The 10,140-nt window shown below is 70.7% G+C and carries 11 protein-coding genes; 10 read left to right on the top strand and 1 reads right to left on the bottom strand.

Features of this window, described 5'->3' with window-relative positions; all coding sequences use genetic code 11:
- The 4 genes from FHG89_RS33195 to FHG89_RS31400 form a co-directional block, all read left to right on the top strand.
- A partial coding sequence (locus FHG89_RS33195; protein WP_167517578.1) for a hypothetical protein occupies positions 1-197 on the top strand: 197 nt, incomplete at its 5' end.
- A 25-nt stretch (positions 198-222) separates the two neighbouring features.
- Positions 223-987 (top strand): hypothetical protein, encoded by a 765-nt coding sequence (locus FHG89_RS31410; RefSeq protein WP_139588008.1) that lies wholly within the window; start codon positions 223-225, stop codon positions 985-987.
- Between the two features lie 126 nt (positions 988-1,113).
- Positions 1,114-2,412 (top strand): aspartate aminotransferase family protein, encoded by a 1,299-nt coding sequence (locus tag FHG89_RS31405; RefSeq protein ID WP_139588007.1) that lies wholly within the window; start codon positions 1,114-1,116, stop codon positions 2,410-2,412.
- Positions 2,409-3,896, top strand: a complete 1,488-nt coding sequence (locus FHG89_RS31400) for a CoA-acylating methylmalonate-semialdehyde dehydrogenase (RefSeq protein WP_139588006.1) — start codon at positions 2,409-2,411, stop codon at positions 3,894-3,896. Before FHG89_RS31405 ends, FHG89_RS31400 begins: the two co-directional genes overlap by 4 nt.
- Here the strand turns inward: FHG89_RS31400 and FHG89_RS31395 are convergent.
- Positions 3,868-5,313, bottom strand: a complete 1,446-nt coding sequence (locus tag FHG89_RS31395) for an acyltransferase family protein (protein ID WP_139588005.1) — start codon at positions 5,311-5,313, stop codon at positions 3,868-3,870. The two genes, FHG89_RS31400 and FHG89_RS31395, sit on opposite strands and share 29 nt — an antisense overlap.
- A 190-nt stretch (positions 5,314-5,503) precedes the next feature.
- On the opposite strand from FHG89_RS31395, the gene ngcE reads away from it, so the two are divergent.
- From ngcE to FHG89_RS31365, 6 genes are all read left to right on the top strand, one after another.
- Complete coding sequence (ngcE, locus tag FHG89_RS31390) at positions 5,504-6,916, top strand: N-acetylglucosamine/diacetylchitobiose ABC transporter substrate-binding protein (RefSeq protein ID WP_139588004.1); 1,413 nt, start codon at positions 5,504-5,506, stop codon at positions 6,914-6,916.
- A gap of 63 nt (positions 6,917-6,979) precedes the next feature.
- The gene (locus FHG89_RS31385; RefSeq protein ID WP_139588003.1) at positions 6,980-7,888 is read left to right on the top strand and encodes a carbohydrate ABC transporter permease; all 909 of its coding nucleotides are present in this window, start codon (positions 6,980-6,982) and stop codon (positions 7,886-7,888) included.
- Positions 7,885-8,790, top strand: a complete 906-nt coding sequence (locus FHG89_RS31380; RefSeq protein ID WP_244296040.1) for a carbohydrate ABC transporter permease — start codon at positions 7,885-7,887, stop codon at positions 8,788-8,790. The genes FHG89_RS31385 and FHG89_RS31380 overlap by 4 nt, the downstream gene beginning before the upstream one ends.
- A 46-nt stretch (positions 8,791-8,836) precedes the next feature.
- Positions 8,837-9,214, top strand: a complete 378-nt coding sequence (locus FHG89_RS31375; RefSeq protein ID WP_139588002.1) for a glyoxalase superfamily protein — start codon at positions 8,837-8,839, stop codon at positions 9,212-9,214.
- On the top strand, positions 9,207-9,527 hold the full coding sequence (locus FHG89_RS31370) for an ArsR/SmtB family transcription factor (protein ID WP_139588001.1): 321 nt from the start codon (positions 9,207-9,209) through the stop codon (positions 9,525-9,527). The genes FHG89_RS31375 and FHG89_RS31370 overlap by 8 nt, the downstream gene beginning before the upstream one ends.
- Positions 9,520-9,942 carry an SRPBCC family protein gene (locus tag FHG89_RS31365; RefSeq protein WP_139588000.1) on the top strand — a complete coding sequence of 141 codons (423 nt, stop codon included), beginning with the start codon at positions 9,520-9,522 and terminating at the stop codon, positions 9,940-9,942. Before FHG89_RS31370 ends, FHG89_RS31365 begins: the two co-directional genes overlap by 8 nt.
- The last annotated feature ends 198 nt before the right edge of the window (positions 9,943-10,140 follow it).

Here is a 10,140-nt window from a genome sequence, read left to right as displayed (position 1 = left end):
GGCTGCTGCCGTGGGGGGTCGTGGAGGCCTCCCGGCACGTCAACCTGACCCTGTGGGACGGCGCGGCGTGCTGGGAGGGTGGGATGAGCGCGCACGGCGAGATCACCGAGAACCAGTTCTCGGTCAACGCCGCGGACCTGGCCCGGTTGACCGACGTCTTCGAGGCCTGTGTCGAGGCCGCGACAGTCCTCGACTGACCACGCCCGCAGAGGTGGACCGCCGATGACCGTGAGCGCCGTGCTGCTGGTGACGGCGGTGGTCTGGGTGGTCAGCCTGATCCGGTCGGTGCGCCTGCGGGCGTTCGTCTACAGTCTCCCGCTGCCGATATCACTGGCCCTGGTCAGCACCGGGCACCGGGTGGAGGGCGCACAACTGCTCGGGGTGCTCGGCCTCAACCTGTTCTTCGTCGTCGTGGCGGTCACCCACCACCGGCTGCGCTGGCCGATCCTGCTCGCCGACGCCGCCGGGATCGGCGGGTACGTGGCGTTCAGCGCCGGCCTGTTGGCCGTGCCGATGCCGTTCGGGCCAGCGCTGGTCGGCACCGTGGCGCTCTGGCTGCTGACGATGATGCTGCTGCACCGACACCAGCCCGCCCCGACGTCGCCACCGAAGCCCGAGCCGCTCGCGGAGGCGGGGCGGCGGACTCGGTTGCCGGCGCCGGTCAAGCTGTTGGTGATCCTGCTCGGCGCGACGCTCACCGGTCTGCTGGGCGAACTGCTGCGCGCGATGGTGGTGACCTTCCCGTACTCCGGGGTGCTGGTGGCGATCGAGAGTCGCCGCGACCTGGTGGCGTTCACCGCGCACTTCGCCCGCAACAGCCTGGCGCTTGTCGGCTTCCTGGCGGCGTACCACCGGTGGCAGGACGACTCGCCGGTCGCCGCTCTGGCGGCCGGCTGGGTGGCCTTCGCACTGGTGGCGGTGGCGCTGCACGCGACGGCTCCCGGCGGTGTGGCCCGGCGCCGCTCGGCGCTGCCCACCGCCGGCTGATCGCCGCGCCACCCGGCTGACGCACTGTCAGGAGCGGACGCTCCCTGCGCTACACAGTGGCAGTTGTCCATGTCGGCTCGCGGTGGGAGCGTGCGGTATCCGCGAACGCCGCTGAAGGGTGCCACGATGACCGACGACCTGCTGGCCCGGCACCGGGCCGTGCTCCCGTCCTGGATGCCGCTGTACTACGCCGAGCCGATCGAGCTGGTGTCCGGCTCGGGCCGCCGCGTCGTCGACGCCCAGGGGCGCAGCTACCTGGACTTCTTCGGCGGGGTGCTGACCAACATGATCGGGTACGACATCCCGGAGATCCGGGAGGCGGTCGAGCGGCAGCTCGCCACCGGCATCGTGCACAGCTCGACGCTCTACCTGATCCGCCAGCAGGTGGAGCTGGCCGAGAAGATCGCGCAGCGGTCCGGCATCGCGGACGCCCGGGTGTTCTTCACCAACTCCGGCACCGAGGCGAACGAGGCCGCGCTGCTGGTCGCCACCAACCACCGCCGTTCGCACCAGATCCTGGCCGTGCGCAACAGCTACCACGGCCGGTCGTACGCGGCCATGGGCGTCACCGGCAACCGCAACTGGTCGGCCAGCGCGTTCAACCCGCTCCAGGTGGCCTGGCTGCACTCGGGTGACCGGGTGCGCGGTCTGCTGGCGCGGCTGAGCGCCGAGGAGCAGGTCGACGCGGCGGTGGAGGACCTGCGCGAGGTGCTGGCCACCCAGACCGCCGGTGACGTGGCCGCGCTGATCGCCGAGCCGATCCAGGGCGTCGGTGGTTTCGTGCACCCGCCGGACGGGCTCTTCGCCGGATGGAAGAAGGTCCTCGACGAGCACGGCATCCTGTTCATCGCCGACGAGGTGCAGACCGGCTGGGGGCGCACCGGGGAGCACTTCTGGGGTTACCAGGCGCACGGCGTCACCCCGGACCTGCTCACCTTCGCCAAGGGCATCGGCAACGGGTTCGCCCTCGCCGGGGTGGTCGGCCGGGCCGAGGTGCTCCAGGCGGTGCCGGCGATCAGCTTCTCCACGTTCGGCGGCAACCCGATCTCCACGGCGGCCGGCAACGCGGTACTCGACTACCTGATCGAGCACGACCTCCAGGCGAACGCGGCCCGCGTCGGCGCGATCCTCGCCGACGGCCTGCGGTCCGCCGTGGGCGGTCTCGACTGCGTCGCCGAGGTACGCGGAAAGGGGCTGATGCTCGGCGTCGAGTTCGTCCGACCGGGCACCAGCGAGCCCGACCCGGCGTTGACCAACCAGGTCTTCGAGGCGTGCCGTTCCGGTGGCCTGCTCGCCGGCAAGGGCGGCCTGTACGGCAACGTGCTGCGGATGGGCCCACCGTTGACGCTGACCGAGGAGGAGGCCCACGAGGGCCTGGCGATCCTCGTCGACGCGATCCGCTCGTCGGCGGGGGTGGCGGCATGAGCATCGGACACTTCATCGACGGTAAGCGGGTCGGCGGCACGTCCGAGCGGCGTGGCGACGTGTTCGACCCGGCGACCGGTAGGCGTACCGCCGAGGTGGAGTTGGCCTCCGCCGCGGACGTGGACGTCGCGGTGCAGGCCGCGGCCCGCGCGGCGCGGTCCTGGCGGGACGCGTCGTTGGCGAAGCGGTCGGCGGTGCTGTTCGCGTTCCGCGAGCTGGTGCACGCCCGCCGGGACCGGCTCGCCGAGGCGATCACGGCCGAGCACGGCAAGGTGCTCGCCGACGCCGCCGGCGAGGTGCAGCGCGGCCTGGAGGTCATCGAGTACGCCTGCGGTCTGCCGTCGGCGCTGCGCGGCGCGTTCAGCGAGAACGTGTCGACCGAGGTCGACTCGTACACGATCCGGCAGCCGCTCGGGGTGGTGGCGGTGATCTCGCCGTTCAACTTCCCGGTGATGGTCCCGCTGTGGTTCGTGCCGGTGGCTGTGGCCTGCGGCAACGCGGTGGTGCTCAAGCCGAGCGAGAAGGACCCGAGCGCGGTGCTGCTGCTGGCCGAGTGGTTCGCCGAGGCGGGCCTGCCCGACGGGGTGCTGAACGTGGTCAACGGGGACAAGGAGGCGGTCGACGCGCTGCTGGACCACCCGGAGGTGCGGTCGGTGTCGTTCGTCGGCTCCACCCCGATCGCCAGGTACGTCTACCAGCGCGGCACCGCCGCCGGTAAGCGGGTGCAGGCACTCGGCGGGGCGAAGAACCACATGGTGGTGCTGCCCGACGCGGACCTGGACCTGGCCGCCGACGCGGCGGTCAACGCCGGGTTCGGCTCGGCGGGGGAGCGCTGCATGGCCATCTCGGTGCTGGTGGCCGTGGAGCCGGTCGCGGACGCGCTCATCGAGCGGATCGCCGCGCGGATGGCCGGGCTGCGCACCGGTGACGGGCGGCGGGGCTGCGACATGGGTCCGCTGGTCACCGCCGAGCACGCCGCGAAGGTGCGCTCCTACGTGGACGCCGGGGTGGACGCCGGCGCGGTTCCGGTGGTGGACGGGCGGGACGTGACGCCTGACGGCGACCCGGACGGCTTCTGGCTGGGCCCGACGCTGTTCGACCGGGTGACCCCACAGATGTCGATCTACACCGACGAGATCTTCGGTCCGGTGCTCAGCGTGGTCCGGGTCGACTCGTACGACGAGGCCGTGGAGCTGGTCAACGCCAGCCCGTACGGCAACGGCACGGCGATCTTCACCAACGACGGCGGCGCGGCCCGGCGCTACCAGCACGAGGTGGAGGTGGGCATGGTCGGGATCAACGTGCCGATCCCGGTGCCGATGGCGTACCACTCGTTCGGCGGCTGGAAGTCGTCGCTCTTCGGCGACCTGCACGCGCACGGCGAGGACGGGGTGCGGTTCTTCACCCGGGGCAAGGTGGTCACCAGCCGGTGGCTGGACCCGCGCCACGGTGGGGTCAACCTCGGGTTCCCCACCCAGACCTGAGCAACCGCAGCACGCCCGCCCCGGCCAGGTACGCCAGCAGCGCCGCGACGGGTGTGCCGAAGGGTTCCCGGGCGTGCGACGGGGTCGCGCTGTTGATCAGCAGCGCGGCCACCACGGCGATGTACCCGGCCACGGTCAGCGCCGCGCGGGTGGTGGTGCCCCGGCTAACCCGCCGTGCGGTGCGGTGCCGGGCGCTGCGCGCCTCGACCGGGCCGAAGATCGCGACCAGCACCGCCAGGACGGCCGCGAGCAGCAGCAGCCAGGGGACTCGCCACGCCCACCAGGCGCCTGAACCGGCGGCCGGAGTGGGCAGCGTCCCGGTCGTGTCGAGCAGCCCGATGAGCAGGATCGCGGCGGTCAGGTGCCAGAGGAAGATGGTCAGCACCACCAGGTTGACCCCGATCACCAGCTGCCACGGGCCGGTGCGGCGCAGCAGGCGTTCCGCTGGGCGGCGCAGCAGCAGGATCAGGCCGAGCTGGGCGGTGGCGACGGCCAGCAGCGCGAGGCTGGGCGGGCTGAGGTTGTCCAGGCGCTCGCCGGGCACGTGCAGCATCGCCACCGGCCACGGGCCGGGCCCGGTGAGCAGCAGCAGAGCGGCCAGCCCGCTGGTCAGGAACGCCAGCCCGGCCCGCCGGGAGGTGGGCAGCCGCCGCCGGCGTACCCCCGGGTGGTCGGGAGCCGACGGCCCGCCGGCGGCTGACGGTGGCGCGGTTTCGGTGGTCGGCGGCGCTGCGGGCGCGGTCTCGGTGGCGGTCGGCGGGGTGGCGCGGGTGTCGTACCAGGCGAAGCCGAGCTGGTGTATGGCCAGCCAGCCGAACAGGTAGCTGCCGTAGCTCAGCTCCACCGACCCGGTCAGCCGGGCCAGGTCCCCGAGGCCCACCAGGGCGACCAGCACCAGCGGGACGGCCAGGCCGAGACGGCGGTGCAGCGCGTACATGGCTGGGGTGAGTACGACGACCGCCAGGTAGGCGACCAGGAACCACAGGGGGATGGTGGCGAACCAGACCACCTCGCGGATTCGGGTCGGGTCGACGCCGCGCAGCCGGGCCACCGCCGCCGCCCCGGTGAGCACGAGCAGCAGCGCGCTCGTGGGGCGGACCAGTCGGGCACTGCGGTCGAGCAGCCAATCTGCGGCGGTGCCGCCCCGGGCGCGCAGCCGGGTCAGCGAGGCCGCGTTGGCGTAGCCACCGACCAGGAAGAACACGGGCATCACCTGGGCTACCCAGGTCAGCGGGTACGCCCAGCGCAGGTCGCCGAGCGCGGAGTGCCCGGTGGGTTGGCCGGAGGCGTCCCGCCCGATTACCGTGATGCCCCAATGTCCGAGAACGACCATGGTGATAGCGAGTGCGCGGAGTAGGTCGACGTACCGCTCCCGTCCGGCCGGGGTGCGGTCGGCGAGGTCGCGCAGACGGCGCATCACCTCAGGCTAGGCGGCCGACGGCGGCCGGTGGTGATAACGGTTCGACCGTCAGGACTTGAAGTCCGGGCCGGCCTGTCGTAGAAATTCTTCAGCAACAACGCGTTAACTGAAGAGAATCGACGTGCCTCGCGCGGCGGACGCCTTCCCCCACTTCGGCGATCCGCCCGACCCGACCCGAGGAGATCTGATGAACAGGCGTGACATCCTGCGGCGCAGCGCCGCCGCCGGCCTGCTGGCCACCCCCGCCGCCGGTCTGCTGACCGGTTGCGCGACCGGCGGCGGCGACAAGGGCGATGCCGAGACCTACAAGGGCACCAAGAGCGCCGAAAACCCGCTCGGCGTCAAGGAGGACGCCCCGCTCGAGGTGGTGATCTTCGGCGGCGGGTTCGGTGAGGAGTACGCCAAGGCCCACGAGGCCATGTACACCGGGAAGTACCCGAAGGCGAAGATCAAGCACTCCGCCACCCAGGAGATCAGCAAGACCCTCCAGCCGCGTTTCGTCGACGGCACCCCGCCCGACGTGGTCAACAACTCCGGCGCCGGCCAGATCGACTTCAACGGCCTGGTCAGCCAGAACGCCCTCGCCGACCTGGGCGAGCTGCTCGACGCGCCGAGCCTCGACGTCCCCGGCAAGACGGTCAGGGAAACCCTGCTGCCCGGCGCCGTCGAGATCGGCTCGTACGACGGCCGCTTCCTGGTGATGAACTACACCTACACCGCGTACGGCATCTGGTACTCCAACAAGCTGCTCACCGACCGCGGCTGGGCGTACGCCAAGACCTGGGACGACCACATCGCCCTGTGCAAGCAGATCAAGGCCGCCGGCATCGCCCCCTGGACGTACGCCGGCCTGCACCCGCGCTACATGAGCTGGCCGCTGATCTCCACCGCGATCAAGCTCGGCGGCCCGTCGGTGGCCACCGCCATCGACAACCTGGAGCCGAACGCCTGGAAGTCCGACTCCATGCGCACCGCCGCGGACGCGTGGCACCAGATCGTCAAGGACAAGTACATCCTCGACGGCTCCTCCGGCCTGGACCACAAGCAGTCACAGACCGCCTGGTGCCAGGGCAAGGCCGCCTTCATCTCCTGCGGATCCTGGCTGGAGAGCGAGCAGAAGGACGTCACCCCGGCCGGCTTCAACATGACCATCGCGCCCACGCCGAGCCTGGGCAGCGGTGACAAGCTGCCGTTCGAGGCGATCCGCGGCACCGCCGGGGAGCCGTTCATGGTGCCCGCCAAGGCCCGTAACCTCGCCGGCGGGCTGGAGTACTTCCGCACCATGCTCTCCAAGAAGGGCGCGCAGGACTTCACGAAGAAGGTCGCCAGCCTCACCGTCGTCGCCGGCGCCAGCGAGGGCGTGGACCTGCCGTACGGGCTGAACACCGTGGTCAGGGCGCTCGACGCCTCCGGCGCCAACGGCTTCAACTGGGTCTACAACAACTACTACCGCAAGCTGGAGCGCAACCTCGTCGACGCGGCGTGCGGCGAGTTCTTCAGCGGCCGGATCGGCCCGGCGGAGTTCCTCGACCAGTGCCAGAAGGGCGCCGACTCGATCGCCCAGGACAGCTCGATCAAGAAGTACAAGCGAGCGGCCTGACCCCCGGCCGGTGGGGGAGACAACCACCCCCACCGGCCGTATCCCCTCGGAGAGGTCCTTCTCGTGAGACATGGCAAGTGGCCGCTGATCGTCACGTTCCTGGTGCCGCCGGTGCTGCTGTACGTGTTCTTCGTCGTCTCGCCGTACCTGCAGGCGTTCCAGATCTCCACCACCGACTGGCTCGGCTACTCCGCCGACGCCAACCCGGTCGGTCTGGCGAACTTCAAGGCCCTGTGGCGTGACGACTACGTCTGGAACGCGCTGAAGAACAACGGCATCCTGCTGGCCCTGGTGCCCGTGCTGACCATCGTGCTCGGGCTGTTCTTCGCCACGATGCTCGCCATGGGCGGGCGCAAGGGCCGCGCCGGAGTCACCGGGGTACGCGGCGGCGCGCTCTACCGCACCGTGTACTTCTTCCCGCAGGTGCTCTCCGTGGTGATCATCGCGCTGCTCTGGAAGGAGGTCTACCACCCCAACAAGGGGCTGCTCACAAGCGCTCTGCACGGCCTCGGCCTACCCTCGCCGACCTGGCTCGGCGACCCGGCGACCGCCTTCTGGTGCGTACTCGCGGTGATGGTGTGGAGCAACGTCGGCTTCTACGTGGTGCTGTTCGGCGCGGCCATGTCCGCGGTGCCGAAGGAGATCTACGAGGCGGTGCTGCTCGACGGCGCGTCCCGGTTCACCACGCTGCGCCGGGTCACCCTGCCGCTGCTCTGGGACACCGTGCAGGTCGCATGGGTCTACCTGGCCATCTTCGCCCTGGACGGGTTCATCCTCGTGCAGCTCATGACCAACGGTGGGCCGAACTTCTCCACCGACGTGATCGGCGTACGGATGTACGACACCGCCTTCGGCAGCGAGACCAAGTTCGGCTACGCCTCGGCGATCGGCGTGGTGATGTTCTTCCTGACCCTCTCGGTGGCCGTGCTGTCGCTGCGGATCGGCCGGCGCGAACGGATCGAGTACTCGTGACCACACTGGACAAGCCCGCCCCCGCCGCGACCACGCCGACCCCGACCGCCCGGCGGGACCGTCCCGTACGCCGGGAACTCGGCGTCGCCAACACCCTCTCGCACGGCTTCCTGCTCATCTGGGGCCTGCTCACCGTCCTGCCGCTGCTGTGGATGTTCCTCAGCTCGTTCAAGACCAACGGCGAGATCCTGGCCGACCCGTGGGGACTGCCCGGGGCACTGCACTGGGACAACTGGGCGCGGGCCTGGACGGGTGCGCACATCGGCCGGTACTTCCTCAACAGCCTCGTGGTCGTCACCGGCTCGGTCAGCCTCACCATGCTGATGGGTGCCACCGCCGCGTACGTCTTCGCCCGGTACGAGTTCCGCGGCCGGCAGTTCGTCTACTACCTGTTCGTGGGCGGACTGATGTTCCCGGTGTTCCTCGCCCTGGTGCCGCTCTTCTTCGTGGTCCGCAACGCCGGGCTGTTCAACACCTGGGTCGGACTGATCCTGGTGTACGCGGCCTATTCGCTGCCGTTCACTGTGTTCTTCCTGACCGCGTTCTTCCGGACCCTGCCGACCTCGGTGGCCGAGGCCGCGATGGTCGACGGCTGCGGTCACTTCCGGCTCTTCTTCCGGGTGATGCTGCCGATGGCGCGTCCGGGAATGATCAGCGTGGCGATCTTCAACTTCCTCATCCACTGGAACCAGTTCCTGCTGCCGCAGGTGCTGATGCAGGGCGACGAGTCCAAGTGGATGCTCGCCCAGGGACTGTTCGCGCTCTCGGTCAGCCAGGGCTACGCTGGCGACTACGCCCGCCTCTTCGCCGGGCTGAGTATCGCGGTGCTGCCGGTGCTCGCGATCTACGTGGCCTTCCAGCGCCAGGTCCAGACCGGCCTGACCGCCGGCCAGCTCAAGTAGGGTCTCGGCTTGACCGGTAGGAAATCTCCTACCTATTGTGGTCGGCATGACCGTGACCCACGTGCAACTACTCTCCGTACCCGTCACCGACCAGGATCAGGCCCGGGACTTCTACGTCGACGTCCTCGGGTTCGACCTGGTCTGGGACAACCCGATGGGCCCCGACGGCGGGCGCTGGGTGCAGGTGGCGCCCCCGGGCGCCGCCACCGCCCTCACCCTGGTCACCTGGTTCCCGACCATGCCGCCCGGGTCGCTCAAGGGCCTGGTGCTGGAGACCGACGACCTGGACGCGGACGTCGCCCGGCTACGGGAGCGGGGGGTCGACTTCGCCAACGGGGGCATCCAGTCCGCCCCCTGGGGCCGGTACGCCACCTTCGACGACCCCGACGGCAACGGCATCGTCCTCCAGGCGACCCGTGTCTGAGTCGGACGTCTTCGCGGCGCTGGCCAACCCGACCCGGCGTGAGCTGCTGCGGCTGCTGCGCGACGGCGGGCAGCAGCCGGTGCAGCGGCTCGCCGACCACTTCGACATGCGCCGGCCGAGCCTGTCCGAGCACCTCAAGGTGCTCAAGGAGGCCGGCCTGGTGGTCGAGCGGCCGGTCGGTCGGCAGCGGCTGTACGCGCTACGGCCGGAGCCGCTGCAGGAGGTCGCCGACTGGCTCGGCCCGTACGAGGCGTACTGGCGCGGTCGACTCGGGGCGCTGCGCGACGTGCTGGACGAGCTTGACGATGAGTGAGCGCGGCACCATCCGGGTGGACCAGTTCCTGACCCACCCGCCGGCCAAGGTCTGGCGGGTGCTGACCGATCCTGATCTCATCGCGCGCTGGCTGATGCGGACCGACTTCGTGCCGGTCGTCGGCCACCGGTTCACCTTTCGCACCGACCCGCGCCCCGGGTTCGACGGCATCGTGCACTGCGAGGTGGTCGACCTGGACCCGCAACGCCTGCTGCGCTGGTCCTGGCGCGGCGGATCGCTGGACACCGTGGTGACCTGGACCCTCGTCGCCGAGGGGCGGGGCACCCGGCTGTTCCTCGAACACTCCGGCTTCGACCCGGACGACCCGCTCCAGCAGCGTACCTACGCCCTGCTCGACGGCGGCTGGCGCTCGCACGTCTGGCGCCGCCTCACCAAGGTCCTCGACGCCCTCTAGCCCCGCGCCCGCATCGCACCCCGCGCGGACAAATCGCGCTCGATCCTGGAACGAGTCCCTTCGTCGCGTCGGGAGGCCACTACTTCCTGGATCGGGGGCGATCTTGCACGTCGCGGCGACGCGTCGCCGCCGGCGCATGCCGCGGCGAGGTGGCGTCTGGCAGGGGCGCGGTGGGCGCCGGCGGGGCGCGGCATGCGC

Source organism: Micromonospora orduensis (assembly GCF_006228125.1).
Taxonomy (GTDB): Bacteria; Actinomycetota; Actinomycetes; order Mycobacteriales; family Micromonosporaceae; genus Micromonospora; species Micromonospora orduensis.
This window is presented reverse-complemented; position numbering and strand designations above follow the sequence as displayed.

What these genes read in the sequence shown, in the direction of transcription:
- FHG89_RS31410 (WP_139588008.1), top strand. Translation starts at nt 223, where the DNA reads ATGACCGTGAGCGCCGTGCTGCTGGTGACGGCGGTGGTCTGGGTGGTC.
- FHG89_RS31405 (WP_139588007.1), top strand. Translation starts at nt 1,114, where the DNA reads ATGACCGACGACCTGCTGGCCCGGCACCGGGCCGTGCTCCCGTCCTGG.
- FHG89_RS31400 (WP_139588006.1), top strand. Translation starts at nt 2,409, where the DNA reads ATGAGCATCGGACACTTCATCGACGGTAAGCGGGTCGGCGGCACGTCC.
- FHG89_RS31395 (WP_139588005.1), bottom strand. Translation starts at nt 5,313, where the DNA reads ATGCGCCGTCTGCGCGACCTCGCCGACCGCACCCCGGCCGGACGGGAG.
- ngcE (WP_139588004.1), top strand. Translation starts at nt 5,504, where the DNA reads ATGAACAGGCGTGACATCCTGCGGCGCAGCGCCGCCGCCGGCCTGCTG.
- FHG89_RS31375 (WP_139588002.1), top strand. Translation starts at nt 8,837, where the DNA reads ATGACCGTGACCCACGTGCAACTACTCTCCGTACCCGTCACCGACCAG.
- FHG89_RS31365 (WP_139588000.1), top strand. Translation starts at nt 9,520, where the DNA reads ATGAGTGAGCGCGGCACCATCCGGGTGGACCAGTTCCTGACCCACCCG.